Source organism: Bacillus sp. NEAU-Y102 (genome assembly GCF_054788175.1).
On record NZ_JBTWFK010000006.1, the window covers coordinates 370,018 to 387,229 of the forward strand.

At 36.1% G+C, this 17,212-nt stretch carries 17 protein-coding genes and 4 tRNA genes; 1 reads left to right on the forward strand and 20 read right to left on the reverse strand.

What is annotated here, in order from left to right; all coding sequences use genetic code 11:
- Positions 1-56 precede the first annotated feature (56 nt).
- The 20 genes from ACYFX0_RS17870 to ACYFX0_RS17965 form a co-directional block, all read right to left on the reverse strand.
- Entirely contained in the window at positions 57-851 is a 795-nt protein-coding gene (locus ACYFX0_RS17870) for an MBL fold metallo-hydrolase (protein WP_000522837.1), read from the reverse strand.
- Positions 835-1,677, reverse strand: coding sequence for a two-component system regulatory protein YycI (locus tag ACYFX0_RS17875; RefSeq protein ID WP_000383719.1), 843 nt, complete (start codon positions 1,675-1,677; stop codon positions 835-837). The genes ACYFX0_RS17870 and ACYFX0_RS17875 overlap by 17 nt, the downstream gene beginning before the upstream one ends.
- Positions 1,658-2,974, reverse strand: a complete 1,317-nt coding sequence (locus ACYFX0_RS17880) for a YycH family regulatory protein (protein WP_000061567.1) — start codon at positions 2,972-2,974, stop codon at positions 1,658-1,660. Before ACYFX0_RS17880 ends, ACYFX0_RS17875 begins: the two co-directional genes overlap by 20 nt.
- Positions 2,971-4,812, reverse strand: coding sequence for a cell wall metabolism sensor histidine kinase WalK (gene walK, locus ACYFX0_RS17885; protein WP_000755366.1), 1,842 nt, complete (start codon positions 4,810-4,812; stop codon positions 2,971-2,973). Before walK ends, ACYFX0_RS17880 begins: the two co-directional genes overlap by 4 nt.
- Positions 4,813-4,815: 3 nt before the next feature.
- On the reverse strand, positions 4,816-5,523 hold the full coding sequence (gene walR, locus ACYFX0_RS17890) for a cell wall metabolism DNA-binding response regulator WalR (protein ID WP_000971869.1): 708 nt from the start codon (positions 5,521-5,523) through the stop codon (positions 4,816-4,818).
- Between the two features lie 281 nt (positions 5,524-5,804).
- Positions 5,805-5,877, reverse strand: a tRNA-Phe gene (locus ACYFX0_RS17895).
- Positions 5,878-5,918: 41 nt separating this feature from the next.
- Positions 5,919-5,994: transfer RNA gene (locus tag ACYFX0_RS17900), tRNA-Asp, on the reverse strand.
- Between the two features lie 21 nt (positions 5,995-6,015).
- Positions 6,016-6,087: transfer RNA gene (locus ACYFX0_RS17905), tRNA-Glu, on the reverse strand.
- A gap of 13 nt (positions 6,088-6,100) precedes the next feature.
- Positions 6,101-6,176, reverse strand: a tRNA-Lys gene (locus ACYFX0_RS17910).
- Positions 6,177-6,316: 140 nt separating this feature from the next.
- Positions 6,317-7,606: an adenylosuccinate synthase gene (locus tag ACYFX0_RS17915; protein WP_000100230.1), complete on the reverse strand. Its 1,290-nt coding sequence runs from the start codon at positions 7,604-7,606 to the stop codon at positions 6,317-6,319.
- Between the two features lie 215 nt (positions 7,607-7,821).
- Complete coding sequence (gene dnaB / locus ACYFX0_RS17920; protein ID WP_001286147.1) at positions 7,822-9,171, reverse strand: replicative DNA helicase; 1,350 nt, start codon at positions 9,169-9,171, stop codon at positions 7,822-7,824.
- A gap of 27 nt (positions 9,172-9,198) precedes the next feature.
- Positions 9,199-9,645 carry a 50S ribosomal protein L9 gene (gene rplI, locus ACYFX0_RS17925; protein ID WP_000864237.1) on the reverse strand — a complete coding sequence of 149 codons (447 nt, stop codon included), beginning with the start codon at positions 9,643-9,645 and terminating at the stop codon, positions 9,199-9,201.
- Positions 9,642-11,615, reverse strand: a complete 1,974-nt coding sequence (locus ACYFX0_RS17930; protein ID WP_001113785.1) for a DHH family phosphoesterase — start codon at positions 11,613-11,615, stop codon at positions 9,642-9,644. Before ACYFX0_RS17930 ends, rplI begins: the two co-directional genes overlap by 4 nt.
- 78 nt (positions 11,616-11,693) lie before the next feature.
- A complete protein-coding gene (locus tag ACYFX0_RS17935) occupies positions 11,694-12,629 on the reverse strand; it encodes a YybS family protein (protein WP_460271090.1) in 936 nt (311 codons plus the stop codon).
- 80 nt (positions 12,630-12,709) lie between these two features.
- Entirely contained in the window at positions 12,710-12,943 is a 234-nt protein-coding gene (rpsR, locus tag ACYFX0_RS17940; protein WP_000918873.1) for a 30S ribosomal protein S18, read from the reverse strand.
- A 45-nt stretch (positions 12,944-12,988) separates the two neighbouring features.
- Positions 12,989-13,510: a single-stranded DNA-binding protein gene (ssb, locus tag ACYFX0_RS17945; RefSeq protein WP_000981963.1), complete on the reverse strand. Its 522-nt coding sequence runs from the start codon at positions 13,508-13,510 to the stop codon at positions 12,989-12,991.
- 26 nt (positions 13,511-13,536) lie between these two features.
- A complete protein-coding gene (rpsF, locus tag ACYFX0_RS17950) occupies positions 13,537-13,827 on the reverse strand; it encodes a 30S ribosomal protein S6 (protein ID WP_001233781.1) in 291 nt (96 codons plus the stop codon).
- 191 nt (positions 13,828-14,018) lie between these two features.
- On the reverse strand, positions 14,019-15,119 hold the full coding sequence (gene ychF / locus ACYFX0_RS17955) for a redox-regulated ATPase YchF (protein WP_000524658.1): 1,101 nt from the start codon (positions 15,117-15,119) through the stop codon (positions 14,019-14,021).
- Between the two features lie 115 nt (positions 15,120-15,234).
- Positions 15,235-15,432, reverse strand: a complete 198-nt coding sequence (locus ACYFX0_RS17960; RefSeq protein ID WP_000435486.1) for a DUF951 domain-containing protein — start codon at positions 15,430-15,432, stop codon at positions 15,235-15,237.
- Positions 15,433-15,455: 23 nt separating this feature from the next.
- Positions 15,456-16,337, reverse strand: a complete 882-nt coding sequence (locus ACYFX0_RS17965) for a mechanosensitive ion channel family protein (RefSeq protein ID WP_000365111.1) — start codon at positions 16,335-16,337, stop codon at positions 15,456-15,458.
- Between the two features lie 259 nt (positions 16,338-16,596).
- Between ACYFX0_RS17965 and yyaC the strand changes: the two genes are divergently transcribed.
- The gene (gene yyaC / locus ACYFX0_RS17970) at positions 16,597-17,193 is read left to right on the forward strand and encodes a spore protease YyaC (RefSeq protein WP_001020711.1); all 597 of its coding nucleotides are present in this window, start codon (positions 16,597-16,599) and stop codon (positions 17,191-17,193) included.
- The last annotated feature ends 19 nt before the right edge of the window (positions 17,194-17,212 follow it).

Genomic DNA, 17,212 nt, shown 5'->3' on the forward strand with positions numbered 1-17,212 from the left:
CACCCATCTTCCTGAAAACAACTATATTCACCTTTATTGTTTACTAAAATGAAGAATTATACGTATTGAATTTTTGTAGGCATTTTTGGATCTGTATCGTGAATTTCAAAGGATTCACCCACTCCAAATCCTTTTTCCTCTAGTACTTGTGATACTGACATACGAGCTAGTTCTTTCATGTTATTATCTAAGCTTAAATGGGCTAAATAAATATGCTTTGTCTCATCTGTAATTACATCTGCCATTGCTAATGCAGCATCTTCATTACAAACATGCCCAACGTCGCTTAAAATACGTCGTTTAATGCTCCATGGGTAACGTCCCATACGAAGCATTTCCACATCATGATTACTTTCAAATACGAAAGCATTAGCTCCCTTAATAACGCCCTTCATACGGTCGCTTACGTATCCCGTATCTGTAATAAGTGCTAATTTCCTATTATTGTTATGGAAAGCATAAAACATCGGTTCTGCCGCATCATGAGAAACTCCAAATGATTCGACTTCAATATCACCAAATGTTTTCACATCCCCAACTGAGAAAATGAATTTTTGCTCAGTTGGGATATTTCCTATTAAATGTTCCATTGCATTCCATGTTTTCTCATTCGCATAAACGGGTAAATCATATTTACGCGCCAATACACCTAACCCTTTAATATGATCACTATGCTCATGTGTTACAAGAATACCTGATACATCATTTATATTCAGTTCTGCTTGTTTAAATAAAGCCTCTGTCGCTTTACCACTTAAACCTGCATCGACTAGTAATTTTTTTTCATCGGTTCCTACGTATAGCATATTTCCTGTACTTCCACTTGCAAGTACGCTAAAATGCAACCCCATTCTTTCTCACTCCAGTATGTTCATCAACCACTTGATTTTCCTTTTCCCCTAATTCCATAACTTGTCCTTCAATTGCATTCACAAAGAAGTCCTGTTTCTGCTCCGTTTTTAAATTCCACGTTGGAGCAAGTACTTGGTTATTAGAAGTAGATGCGGTAAGAGTGGCATAGCCAATTTGTGCTTCTTTAACATGCGTATTTCCATGAATTTTATTTTTTAAATACAAATTTTCTAAAGCTGTTTGAGCCGTAATAATTTCTTGCTCTTTCGTTTTTTCACCTTCGCCCATTTCTTTTAAATCAGTTAGCATTGTCTGCGTATATGAAACAAGTTCATTTTTTTCATTTAATTCCACAACAATCATCGCCTGATTATTATAGAAAATAGGCTTATCTTTATATTTTTGGAAGAAATAAATTTTAGAGTCTTTCACCGCTCCAAATTCATACTTTTGTCCATCCAATACATAGTTCTTCAAAAATTCATTATACTTATCTTTTGATAATGATTTCGTATTTAAAAAAGGCTCTTTTAGCTTACTTTCTATCTTGTACATATTTTGTATATGCGCCGTTTGATTTTTCAAAGACTGTATATCATCTTCTTTAAAGGCTTTATTTTCCGCTCTAATAAACGACTCTTTTTTCGGTTCCTTAGGGATATTCCCTATAGTAATTTTGTTTGCCTTTAATTCTTGATCTATCTTTGTTTCTGCAATAAGCTCCAATTGATTACTATCTTGCTTTTGAATGAATTGAAAAATGAGAAAGAGGTCCAAAACAAAAAAGGTCACAATAAATATGGTTTTAATCCGATCCCAATCCATTTAGTCCTCCCTCACTCCACTCATAGATTTTCTGTTTACCTGTTTCACCTTCAACAAGCTTTACATACCAAATTGGTTGTAGTCGAACTACTTGTCCATCTAGTGATAACTTGTATCCAATACCAATATCCTTAATTACTTGTTTCTTTATCTCTGGATTATTTTCTAGAGATGCTATTACAACATGCCCTGACGGAAGAGTAACCTTCTGTTCTATGCCTTTAGTATTTAAAGACAGCAACGGTCTTTCATATTCCATTACTTCTTCTGATCCCCATTTTTGTCTCAATTCAGCTAATCCATCTGTATTGAATACGGAATATCCATCTTCATGTAAGCGAAACACTGTCTCTCCTTTATTCATATAGTCCAAACGATATGAATCCAAACTTCCACTGTGACCACTTACGAATTCAAAGCTTTTTTGTAACAGCATTAAATTATCTATCGTTTTCTCAGTTAAGACAGAAGAGTTTTTATACTTTAGCATGTGACGATCGTCTTCAATTTCCATAGATCTAATACCATCTGTAAATGTTTCTTTCGATATCTCAGTAATTGGACTTAAATAACGAGGATCACTAAACAGAGCATTCTTAAACGTATCCACTGCTAAATTAGATGAGATATATGTTATATTGTTTAACTCTGTCGTTCCATCTGGTAAAAATAACTTTTTCATATCATTGATTTGATAATCAAAATAAGGCTTTGCTGATACTATAAATTGATTTTGGGCATTTACAATATCTTTTAAATACACGCCACTTAATTTTGCCTCATATATTTTAAAGTTATCACCATCAGAAACAAAGTTAATTTTAATTTCTTGATCCTTACTTCTAGAAGGATCAAGAAGAATACGATTAAAATGTTTAGGCTTATCTGTACCTTTCTCTTTCATGTTAAACATGGATTTAACTGCATCAAATGGGATATCGGTAGGGAAAACAAGTTCAATTTTCCCTTCACCATGCACATAGGACAGGAAATCACCCTTAGTGATTGATATCTCTCTAAACTCATGTAGTTCCCCTACTTCCAGAGGCTTATAGATTGATTCTATATCTGCCTCTCTTCTGCTCCCATAATGATTTTTATCTTTATGCACGATGATAGAAGTAGGACGGACAACATCGGCAATTTTAGTTTGATTCGTTCCTTCATTGCCCTGTACAAATTTCGCGTTTTGCATGGATGTAGAATCTGGCACATACGTCCATAGGTTAAAAGTAAGAAATAGGCTAATTACGACTAGGTTAATTAAAACTATTGTTTTAAAGTTTTCCATACTCATTCCCAATCGTCCTCTTCATCTGCTGCCATTGGTAACGTGAAATAAATAGTTGTCCCTTTTCCTTCTTCACTCTTCGCCCAAATAGAGCCACCATGTGCCTCAATCATTTCTTTTGCAATTGCTAATCCAAGTCCCGTACCACCCATTTGTCTTGAACGAGCTTTATCTACGCGATAAAAACGTTCAAAGATTTTATCAACGTTTTCTTTTGGAATACCCATTCCTTGGTCACTTACGCTAATTTCTAATAAATCACCGCGATCACGTAAGCGATATGTTACTGTTCCACCTTCTGGTGAATACTTTAATGCGTTAGAAATAATGTTATACAGCACTTGAGTAATTTTGTCAGTATCCATATCAATAAACCTAGATTTTTTAGAGAAAGATCGTTTGAAACTTACATTTTGCTCTTTAGACATTTCAAAGCGATCAATAACATTATTAAAGAAATCAGTAAAGTCGACCCATTCTTTCATTAAACGGTGCTCTGTACTATCAAGTTTAGATAGCTGTAACAACGCATTTACAAGTCTAATCATTCTTTCTGTTTCTTCTTGTGTAACCGTTAAAAATTGTGGTGCAATATTCGGATCCTGCCACGCTCCATCTGTAAGTGCCTCTAAATAACTGCGCATCGTCGTTAATGGCGTCCTTAATTCATGAGAGACATTCGCCACAAACTCACGGCGTTCCCCTTCTATACGCTCCTGCTCTGTTACATCATATAGTACAGCAATTAAGCCATTGGCCTTCCCTGTTTCTTTTTGAATAACAGAGAAACTAGCACGTAAAATATATGGTTCGTTTCTCGTACTAAAATCTAATAACACAGAATCTGGCTCTTCATATAAATGATCGAGCGTAAATTCTTCCTGTATCCCTAATACCTCTAAAACAGATTGATCGAGCGCTGTTTCACGAGAAACATTTAACATCTTTTCCGCAGGGTCATTTAGTAAAATAATATCCCCTTTTCGGTCAGTAGCAATTACTCCATCTGTCATATGTGATAAAACGGATGATAATTTACGCCTTTCACTTTCTGTAGAAGAACGAGCTTGTTGTAATTTTTTTGATAAATTATTGAAGGATAATGCCAGTTGTCCAATTTCATCATGGCTATGCACTTTTACTTTTCTCGAATAATTTCCTTTTGCCATTTCGATTGCTTGTCTCCGCATATCTGAAATTGGTCTTGTAATTGTTTGAGCCAATAAAATCCCAAGTACGGCCGTTACTAATAAGGCAATTACTGTTCCCGTAGCAAAAATTTGATTTATATCCTTCATTTGTTTATATACATCTTCCATAGATGCAACGATGTATATAACACCAAGCGCATCCTTGCCATTATCATCTAGAATCGGAGTAAGCATAACTTGAACACGATGGCCTGTACTACCATCCTTCTCAATTTTCACTTCTGGCTTTTTTTGTACTAACACTCGCTGAACAGCTATATCAGTTGATGTTCTATTCACCTTATTCTGCTTTGATTCATCTGAAATAGCCAATAACTTTCTATGCGAATCAAATACACTTACCTCTTGTATAACTTTCTTTTGATCAGAGGCAAATTTTCGAATAGAAGTTTTAATGGTTTCATCTGTTGACTCTGTTTCTGCTTTTGTATAACTTTTTTTAAACTCTTGTTTCAAGTTATATGATAATAAGTTTGTTTGCTGCGTTAAAGAATCCCTAAAACCTTGTACTAGGCTCTTCTCTAATTCCCTTACGAAATAAACCCCAATAACTTGCATCGCTATTAATATTAATAGCATATATATAAGCACAAATTTTAAATGAATAGATTGAAAAAAACCAACTTTCTTCATATACTATTCCTGCTCTGGGTCACGCAAGTAATACCCTACTCCACGTCTAGTTACAATTAAAGTAGGATGGCTTGGATTATCTTCAATTTTTTCACGCAAACGACGTACTGTTACGTCTACTGTGCGCACATCTCCAAAATAGTCATAACCCCAAACTGTTTGTAATAAATGTTCGCGTGTCATAACTTGTCCTAAATGTTTCGCTAAATAATGTAGCAACTCAAATTCACGATGTGTAAGCTCGATATTTTCCTCGCGCTTCGTTACACTATATGCATTTGGATTAATAACAATTGGTCCAATAACCATTTCTGTATTTTCTTCTTTTTCTGCAGAACCACCTTGTTGATGACGGCGTAAATTCGCCTTCACACGAGCAAGTAATTCCCTCGTACTAAATGGCTTCGTTACATAATCATCTGCCCCAAGCTCAAGCCCTAATACTTTATCAATCTCAGAGTCCTTTGCTGTAAGCATAATAATCGGCATTTCTGAACTTTTACGTATTTCACGGCAAACCTCTAATCCATCTTTACCCGGTAGCATAATATCTAATAAAACCATATCTGGTTGTTCTTCATTAGCTTTTTCAATTGCTTCATCACCATCATGCGCCATTACTATTTCAAAACCTTCTTTTTCTAGATTAAACTTCAAAATATCTGCAATCGGCTTTTCATCATCAACTACTAAAATTTTCTTTCCCATCATCGTCTATTTCCTCCTTATAAAAATATGGTCAATAATCCCTAAACATATCGATGTTTACATAGTATGTCCTATATGACCGCATCCTTTGTTTAAGTATTTTCTCCTCTATTCTCATAGACTCATGTATGATCCACTTTTACACGGCATCCTATACGATCTATAGAAAAACCTCTAGCTTCAACTGCTAGAGGCTCCTCGTTCTATTTTAAAATAACTACTCAGTTTTGTAAAATTACATAAATAAAAAGGATATTAAGTGGGCCCACTTAATATCCTGAGAGTGGCTCGGGACGGAATCGAACCGCCGACACGAGGATTTTCAGTCCTCTGCTCTACCGACTGAGCTACCGAGCCAAAACTATATATAAAACCACTAATGGTGGTATAAACAAAAGTGGCGGTCCCGACCGGGGTCGAACCGGCGATCTCCTGCGTGACAGGCAGGCATGTTAACCACTACACCACGGGACCAAAAATAAGCATAAAAAAACATGACCCGTACGGGATTCGAACCCGTGTTACCGCCGTGAAAGGGCGGTGTCTTAACCACTTGACCAACGGGCCACGAAAAATAAAATGGTGAGCCATGAAGGATTCGAACCTTCGACCCTCTGATTAAAAGTCAGATGCTCTACCAACTGAGCTAATGGCTCATACTCACCAACGTCATATTTTCGTGACGACAAGATGTATCATAACATGTATTCTGTATTCTTCGCAATACTTTTTTTCATTTTTTTATAAAAGATAAGAAAAAACTCATGCGGACATGAGTTTTTTCTAAAAATATCAATTAAGCTTCGTATACATTACGAACAATATTCGTTTGGTTACGATCTGGTCCAACTGAGAACATAGATAATTGAATTCCTGTTAACTCAGAAACACGTTCTACGTATTTTCTTGCATTTTCAGGAAGCTCGTCTAATGATTTTACACCAGTAATATCTTCTGTCCAACCTGGAAGCTCTTCATATACAGGCTCACATTTCGCTAAAATGTTTAAGTTTGCTGGAACTTCATCGATAACTTCGCCATTGTATTTGTAAGCAACACAAATTTTAAGAGTTGGAATATCTGTTAGAACGTCGATAGAATTTAATGATAGATCCGTTAAACCACTAACACGACGCGCATGTCTTACAACAACGCTATCGAACCAACCTACGCGGCGCGGACGACCAGTTGTTGTTCCGTACTCACGACCAACTTCACGAATTTGATGACCAATTTCATCATTAAGTTCAGTAGGGAATGGACCGTCACCAACACGGCTTGTATATGCTTTACATACACCTACAACGCGAGTAACTTTCGCAGGGCCAACTCCAGTTCCAACTGTTACACCACCCGCAATCGGGTTAGAAGATGTAACGAACGGGTACGTACCGTGGTCAATATCAAGCATAACACCTTGTGCACCTTCAAATAATACACGGTGATTGTTATCTAGTGCATCATTTAATACAACAGATGTGTCGCATACATATTGTGCGATTTGTTGTCCATATTCGAAGTACTCTTCAAAGATTTCCTCTACGCTGAAACCTTCTGTATCGTACATTTTTTCAAACAAACGATTTTTCTCTACTAAATTGCGCTCAAGCTTCTCTTTAAATGCTTCACGGTCTAAAAGATCAGCCATACGGATACCAATACGAGCAGCTTTATCCATATATGCAGGACCGATACCTTTTTTCGTTGTACCGATTTTGTTATCACCTTTACTAGCCTCTTCTAACTCATCTTGTTTTAAGTGATAAGGTAAAATAACGTGTGCACGGTTACTTACACGTAAATTATCAGTACTTACACCACGGTCGTGTAAGTATTTTAACTCTTCAAGTAATGCTTTCGGATCTACTACTAAGCCATTTCCGATTACACAAATTTTCTCTTTATAGAAAATACCAGATGGAATTAAGTGTAACTTATATTTAACTCCGCCGAAAACAATTGTATGTCCCGCGTTATTTCCACCTTGATATCTTGCAACTACTTCCGCATGCTCAGAAAGAAAATCAGTGATTTTACCTTTTCCTTCGTCGCCCCATTGTGTTCCTACAACTACTACTGAAGACATTATTAAAGCACCTCCGCAATTTTCAAACGATCTATTCAAACAATATAATTGTACCAAAACCGAAAAAGAAGTCAACCAAAAAGCGAACATTTTTTTATTAAAAATCATTTTCGTTCGTAAGAATTATATTTTCACCTTATGAAAGCCTTATCTTTATCCCATAAAAAAAGAAACACATCTTATTATAAGAAATGTGTTTCTTTTTTATACTGCCTTTATGCCCCATCCTCAAAGCGTCGTTCTAAATTAACGAATTTATTAAATTCTTTAACAAACGCAAGCTCTACTGAACCTACCGGACCATTACGTTGTTTTGCAATGATAATTTCAATCGTATTTTTATTTTCCGTTTCACGGTCATAGTAATCTTCACGATATAGGAAAGCTACAATATCAGCATCCTGCTCAATACTACCAGATTCACGAATATCAGACATCATCGGGCGTTTATCCTGACGAGATTCTACACCACGAGATAACTGTGATAAGGCAATAACAGGCACTTGCAATTCACGCGCAATCCCTTTTAAAGTACGAGAAATCTCAGATACCTCCTGCTGACGGTTCTCACCTGATTTCCCACTTCCTTGAATAAGCTGTAAGTAGTCAATTAAAACCATACCAAGACCTTGTTCTTGCTTTAGTCTACGACATTTCGCTCGAATCTCATTTACCTTAATTCCTGGTGTATCATCAATATATATACCGGCATTTGAAAGACTACCCATCGCCATTGTTAATTTCGCCCAATCATCAGAAGTTAATGACCCGGTACGAAGTCTTTGCGCATCGATATTTCCTTCTGCACAAAGCATACGCATAACAAGCTGATCGGAGCCCATCTCCAAACTAAAAATCGCTACATTTTCATCCGTTTTCGTCGCTACGTTTTGTGCGATATTTAATGAAAATGCAGTTTTCCCTACTGACGGACGTGCTGCTACGATGATTAAATCATTTCGCTGGAAACCTGCCGTCATCTTATCTAATTCAGTAAATCCAGTTGGTATCCCAGTAACTTCACCTTTTTGATTATGCAAAAGTTCAATTTTATCATAAGCATCTACAAGAACATCTTTAATATTTTGAAATGCTTTTGCATTCGTTTGATGGGATACTTCTAATATTTTTTTCTCGGCCTCATTTAAAAGGCCGTCTACGTCATCTTCTCTCTCGTATCCATCCGACACAATATGAGTCGCTGTTCGAATTAAACGACGTAAAAGTGCCTTTTCAGCGATGATACGTGCATAATATTCAACGTTAGCAGCTGTTGGAACAACTTCTGCTAACTCTGCTAGATAAGACACTCCACCAACTTCTTCTAGTAATCCTTGATCAGCCATCGCTGATGTCATTATTACTAAATCGATCGGTTCTCCTTTGTCAGATAACCCAAGCATTACCTCAAAAATCTTTTGATGTTTCGTTCGATAGAATGAGTCAGGTACCAATAACTCTGATGCTGATGTTAACGCATCTTGATCAATTAATATGGCCCCTAAAACCGCCTGCTCGGCTTCTATATTATGCGGAGGGGTACGATCAGCAAGTACATCACTCATACGCAATCCTCCTTGCTTAATTTATTTTTATTGTTCACTAACATGAACTTTTACTGTCGCTGTTACTTGCGGATGCAATTTCACTGTTACATTTGTGTAGCCTAATGCACGGATTGCATCATCCATTTCAAATTTACGTTTATCAAGTTTAATTTTATGTGATTTTTGCATCGCATCTACGATTTGTTTGCTCGTAATAGAACCGAATAAACGGCCACCTTCTCCAGATTTCGCTTTTACTTCTACAGTTAATTTCTCTAATGTTTCTTTCAACTCTTTTGCATTCTCAACTTCTGCTGCTGCATCTTTTTCTTCTTTACGCTTTTGAGCTTCTAAAGTTTTCATACTGCTATTTGTTGCTTCAGCAGCCAATCCCTGTTTTAGTAAGAAGTTATTTGCATAGCCATCTGGTACGTTTTTTACTTCTCCTTTTTTACCTTTACCTTTTACGTCTTTTAGAAAAATTACTTTCATGATTGTGTGCCTCCCTGTAAATAGTCATCAATAACAAATCGAAGCTTCTCCTCGGCTTCATCTACTGTAACATTTTTCATTTGTGTGGCTGCATTCGTCAAATGCCCGCCACCACCTAAGTTTTCCATAATTAGCTGCACATTCACTTCACCTAAAGACCTGCTGCTAATTCCAATGAGATTCTCGCCACGTTTCGCAACAACAAATGATGCAATAATTCCTGTCATTGTTAATAACGTGTCAGCTGATTGCGCAATAAGCACTTGATCGTAGTAATCATCACTATCAACTTTAGCAATCGCAATTCCATTTTTATAAATGTACGCATTTTTTATAGCTTTTGCAACCCGTAAATACTGATCCATATCTTCCTTTAAAAGTTCTTGTACAAGTACAGTATCTGCACCATGTGAGCGTAAATAGGAAGCAGCATCAAACGTACGAGCCCCCGTCCGGAATGTGAAACTTTTCGTGTCGACAATAATCCCCGCTAACAATGCCGTTGCTTCTAACATTGTCATCTTTAAATTTTTCGGTTGATACTCAAGCAATTCTGTAACCAGTTCTGCCGTTGAAGAAGCATATGGTTCCATATAAACTAGCAATGGATCTTCAATAAAATCTTCTCCACGGCGATGATGATCGATAACTACTACATTTTCAATTTTATGTAACAATTTTTGTTCCATCACCATAGAAGGTTTATGTGTATCAACAACAACAAGTAATGACTCATCATTCGCAAATTCCATCGCTTGCTCTGGAGTAATAAAGTGAGACCATAATTCCTCATTTTGTTTCACTTTGTCCATCAAGCGTTTAATTCCCTTATCAGAATCATTTTCATCTAATACAATATATCCTTTACGCTCGTTTAATTGAGCCACTTTTAAAATACCAATCGCAGCACCAATTGCGTCCATATCAGGAGCCCTATGCCCCATGATAATGACATTACTACTTTCTAATACTAAATCCTTTAACGCATGCGAAATGACCCTAGCACGTACACGGGTACGCTTTTCAACCGGATTTGTCTTGCCTCCATAGAACTTAACTTTACCTGTCGCTTGTTTAATAGCTACTTGATCTCCCCCGCGTCCAAGCGCAAGGTCTAAACCAGATTGAGCCATTGCCCCAAGCTCTGACAAAGGTAAATCACCTGATCCGACACCTACACTTAGTGTAAGTGGTATATTCCTTTTAGATGTTTCTTCACGCACCTGATCTAAAATACTAAATTTCCCTTTCTCCATTTGCGTCAGAATACTTTCATTTAGCACAACAAAGAATCTTTCTGAAGATGCACGTTTTAAATACGCACCATACTTAAGTGCCCATTCATTTAGTCGCGATGTCACAAGACTTGTTATATTCGTACGTAATTGATCATCTAATCCTTGTGTAACTTCATCATAATTATCCAAATAAATTACAGCTAAAACAGTACGTTGATCCTCATACATCTTTTCGATTTCTGTTTGTTCCGTTACATCAAAGAAATAAATTAACTTTTCTTCTTTCCTTACAAAAACGCGAAACTTTCGATTATTTAAAGAGACTATATCATCAGAAGTTTCTCCTTTAATGAAAAGAAGTAATGTTTCTGATACATCGTAAAGGTGCCATCCAGCTAATGCATGCTGTCCCAGACATGAAGATAAATAAGGATTTGCCCAATCAATCCCATAATCCTTATTGTATAACAAAATACCAATCGGCATTTGGTTAAATGCTTCATTACTTACTTTCTTTACTCTTGTAATCATATCTGTAGTATGCTTTTCGAAATTCCTTTGAAAATTAAGTTCAAATCGTATAACGATAAAAAATACGATACAAAAAATGACAAAAGCAGCTATTCCCATAATTAAATGAAAATAACAGAGAATTGAAATGAGCACAAACACAAAAAATGCCAATACATAAACAGGATATAAAAACCACTGTTTCTTATCAAATTCAGGCATGTATACAACTCCTATAAAGTAAAACTAACTCACCTTCCAGTTAGTTAAACAGATTAAAATAGTATAAGGAATATTGTTTTATCCCCCTATTTTAGAACGCAATGAAATCCCTAAGTCAATTATACCTAAGATTGTCACAAGACGAAACAGCATCGGAATAAACATGCATGCAATAAAACTAATAATAGGAATCCCTTTAGTAAAACCTTTTCTATACGCTAAAAAGGCGATAAATGTCAGACCTTGCAGTACAAGCAATAGTGTAAATATGACATTTAGGTTAGAAAATACCATATGTAAATATGATGTTGGTTCTACTTTTATAAAAGTTGCTAACAAAATAAATATAACGTAATACCAAACAATACTCTTTGGTAATTGTATATCTTTAAATTTAGGCCAAGGTATAATGTCATGTTTTAACTTTTTCAAAACACTACCTGATATTATCACTGTAATCCAAGAAAAACATACTGAAACTAGAACAAGTATACTTGGAAATAACGATTGTAATATATCATTCATTTGTGTAAGTAACTCTTTTTGTTCCTTACTAATCGGCATACCTGTAGCACTTACTATCTTTTCACTTTGCACCATACTTTCACTAAACATACTTTGCATTTGCTTCATTATATCTATGTTGAAAAACTTTATACTCGCAACATAAATAAGTACAAAACCAATTAAGTATGCAAGCGTCCCCGCTATTAAGATTTCTACTGACTTTTTTCTTGTTTTATACATATATCCTAAAACAATCCCTATCAATCCAAACATAATTGTCTTCACTAAATTCATGGGTTGACTCACAATAATAGTAACAAAAAGTGATGCTACAAAAATCATGAGCACATTAGATAGTTTATGTCTTATCGTTAATAGTATAAATGGTAACGGCAACGCAAAAGTTACAACAGTACCCAAAATCGGAACATACATAGATATAAGCAATAAAATTGCATATATAGCTAATAACGCTGCACCTTCTGTAATAAACTTTGTTTGTTTCACATTTTAACCTCTCTTTCAAAAAAGAAAAGCATAGCAAAATGCACAGTAGAGTCGGACTCTACTGTGCATTTCATACGCTATTATTCACCAACATATGGTAAAAGTGCCATTTGACGAGCACGTTTAATTGCAACTGTAAGTTTGCGTTGGTATTTTGCGCTTGTCCCTGTTACACGACGAGGTAAAATTTTACCACGCTCAGAAACGAAACGTTTTAATAAATCAACATCTTTATAGTCAATGCGAGTGATGCCGTTAGCTGTGAAGAAACACACCTTACGACGTTTCGCACGTCCACCTTTGCGTCCTGCCATGTCTATTTCCCTCCATTCTTTGTTAAAACTAACAAATTTACTGTATTAGAACGGTAAATCGTCGTCGGAAATGTCGATCGGTTGACCTACATTTGAAAATGGATCGTCATTCTTCGTAAATCCAGAGTTCCCTTGATTACCTTGGTTACCTGAATTACTAGATTGACCAAATGGGTTAGAGCTTTGGTTACCGAAACCAGCTCCTGATGGTTGCTGATTGAATGAACCACGTTGCTCCCCACCGCCATTACGCGGCTCTAAAAATTGTACGCTTTCCGCAAGAACTTCTGTTACATACACACGTTTACCGTCTTGTCCATCGTAATTACGAGTTTGAAGACGTCCATCTACGCCTGCTAAGCTTCCTTTTTTCAAATAATTTGCTACGTTTTCTGCTTGTTTACGCCATATTACACAATTAATAAAGTCAGCTTCACGCTCACCTTGTTGATTCGCAAATGCGCGATTCACAGCTAACGTAAAAGTAGCTACTGCAACACCATTGGGCGTGTAACGTAAGTCAGGGTCCTTAGTTAAACGACCAACGAGGATAACACGATTCATCAATCGAACCACTCTCCCTTATATATCAATTATTTTTCTTCTTCTTTAACAACGATATGACGAAGGATATCTTCGTTGATCTTAGCTAAACGGTCGAATTCGTTAATCGCTTCTGCGTTAGAGTTCACGTTTAAGATCATGTAGAAACCTTCACGTAAGTCGTTGATTTCGTAAGCTAAACGACGCTTACCCCACTCTTTCGTGTTAATGATTTCTGCACCATTGTTTGTTAAAACACCTGCAAAACGTTCAACTAAAGCTTTTTGAGCTTCTTCTTCAACGCCAGGACGAATGATGTACATAATTTCGTACTTTCTCATTACACTTTCACCTCCTTTTGGTCTAAACGGCCCATAATGGGCAAGGAGCAATTAATTTATAGTAATTACTCACGAGTTTAGATTATATCATAGTAAGTTATATGAATCAACTCACCAATACATAAAAAACTTGGCAAACATATAATATATTTGCCAAGCTCATATCTTTATTTTTCCTAGGAAATATTAAATTAAACGTTAAAACGGAAGTGCATAACATCTCCATCTTTTACGATATACTCTTTTCCTTCTAAACGTACTTTTCCAGCTTCTTTTGCAGCTGTCATAGAACCGTTTGTCATTAAGTCATCGTAAGAAACTGTTTCTGCACGAATAAATCCACGCTCAAAGTCTGTATGAATAACACCAGCACATTGTGGTGCCTTCATACCTTGTTTAAATGTCCAAGCACGTACTTCTTGAACGCCAGCTGTAAAGTAAGTAGCAAGTCCTAATAGGTCATATGCTGCACGAATTAATTGATCTAAACCAGACTCTTCAATACCTAGTTCTTCAAGGAATACTTTTTTCTCTTCCTCGTCTAATTCAGCGATTTCTGATTCGATTTTTGCACATACAACGATTACTTGAGAATTTTCATTTTCTGCAAATTCTTTTACCATTTGTACGTATTTATTTTCCGATGGATCGATAATATCGTCTTCACTTACGTTCGCTACGTATAACATTTCTTTTGTTGTAAGTAAATGAAGGCCTTTAACAATCTTCATCTGCTCTTCTGTAAATTCAACAGTACGAGCCGGTTTCCCCTCTTCAAAAGCCTCTTTTAAACGAACTAAAATTTCATGCTCATATACAGCTTCTTTATCTTTTTGTCTTGCTAATTTCGCAACACGCTCGATACGCTTATCAACAGACTCTAAGTCCGCTAAAATTAGCTCTAAGTTGATTGTTTCGATATCATCAATTGGATCTACTTTCCCTGAAACGTGCGTAATATTTTCGTCTTCAAAACAACGAACAACTTGGCAAATTGCATCTACTTGACGAATGTGAGATAAGAATTTATTTCCTAAACCTTCACCTTTACTAGCACCTTTTACGATACCTGCAATATCAGTAAACTCAAATACAGTCGGAACAGTCTTTTTCGGTTCTACTAATTCCGTTAATTTATTTAAACGCTCATCTGGTACTTCTACAATCCCTACGTTTGGATCAATTGTACAGAATGGATAGTTCGCAGATTCTGCTCCTGCTTGTGTAATTGCATTAAATAAAGTGGACTTCCCTACGTTAGGTAATCCAACAATCCCAGCCGTTAATCCCATATTTTTCACTCCTATGTCTCAATCTTTCATCATTATAGATAGTAACGAAAAAAATGACAAGTTTCCGCCAAACGAAAAAAAGTAACAGTTACCTACTGTAACTGTTACTCTCTCTCTATTCTTCGTGCTTCACAAGTATTTTTTTCACCTTACGATCAAACTCTCTTCGAGTAATCATTACTGAATGGTCACATCCCTCGCACTTAATGCGGATATCCATTCCCATACGAATAATTTTCCAACGATTCTCGCCACATGGATGTGCTTTCTTCATTTCCACAACATCGTACAAGTTATATTCCTTTTGCTCCACTCTTCAAACTCCTCCTCTCCATACTAAATTGCTTTTCCACTAACCAATTCTTCACGATTATATAAAACCATACGTGGATATGGAATTTCAATTCCATGTAAATCAAGACGATTTTTAATCTCTTTACGAAGTGCCCTTGCAATAACTGCATGTTGCATCGGCTCTACTTCAGCAATAACGCGTAATATAACTTCTGATGCAGCTAACGTTTGCACACCTAATAATTGAGGTGTTGTTACCATTTTTTCGTACTTTGAAGGTAACTCTACTAATAAATCTTCAATAACCTGCTCTGCTTTCGCAATATCAGCCTCATATGAAATAGATACATCAACAAATGCTACACTATTACTAACTGAGTAGTTAGTAACTTGAATAATACTTCCGTTTGGTAAAGTATGAATTTCACCTGTCCAACTCTTTACTTTCGTTGTACGAAGTCCAATTTCTAAAACGACTCCTTCAAATTGACCGATTTTAACATAATCGCCAACTGAAAACTGATCTTCTAGCAAAATAAATAAACCTGTAATAACGTCCTTCACTAAACTTTGAGCACCAAATCCGACTGCTAAACCAATTACCCCGGCACCCGCTAATAAACCTGATGCATTAATATCAAACACACCTAAAATCGCAATCAGCATAATAAACATAACAACGTACGCTACAATATTTTCAAGTAATTTCGCTACTGTAACTGTACGACGTTCTGAAATTTGAATTGGAGAACGACTCCCCATACGAAACGCATTTCGTACAACCGCTCTTGCAATTCGCACAACAACTGCACCGATTATTAAAATAATACATATTTTTAATGTCGCAACTCCAATATGAGCCCAACGATCAGCATCTAATAAATACTGTTTCGTAGAATTAAACCACTTCGTTAATAAATCCATGTACCTCTACCTCTCTAGCTAAAATTTCTTTTTAGTTATCCTTATTATTGTATCAGAAGTCCTCTAATTGCTGAAAAAATTTTATGATTTTAATCCTATTTTACCCCCGCCATTCAGGTATAAAATGGAACGAATATATATATACTAGTACTATTATTTCCGTTTTCATTCACATTTTGCAAAAATTACGCACTTATAGATTTCCATTTTTCTCACCATATAACATATATTGAAAATTTATTAAAAGGATGGGTGCTTCATGAATATTGGAAGTTTTCGCTTACCATTTTTTGAGAAAGAAACTCAAAACGTTATGCACCAGGATCTAGAAGCCTCTGAGATAATCAGTAATTTCTTACTTACCCACATTCCTATTAAAACTAATATACCACTCATTCTCGTTTGTATCGGAACAGATCGTTCTACAGGTGACGCACTCGGCCCGTTAGTTGGTACAAAACTTGAACAAATAGACATCAAAAACCTCCAAGTATTCGGTACACTAGATGAGCCAGTACATGCGCTAAATTTAGAAGAAAAAATTCAAAATATACAGAAAGAATATCCTGCTGCATTTATAATTGCTGTTGATGCATGTTTAGGAAAGTCTCAAAATATCGGGTCAATCACTACTGGAAAGGGCCCTAGTAAGCCTGGAGCTGCTATGAATAAGAAATTACCTGCAGTTGGTGATCTGCATATACACGGTATCGTCAATCTAAATGGGTTTATGGAGTTTTTCGTTCTTCAAAATACAAGATTAAGTTTAGTTATGAAAATGGCCGATGTAATCGCACAAAGTATAAAAGAGACGGATCAAAAATTATCCGCACTAAAAAAAGCAAACCATCTATAAATAATAAGATGGTTTGCTC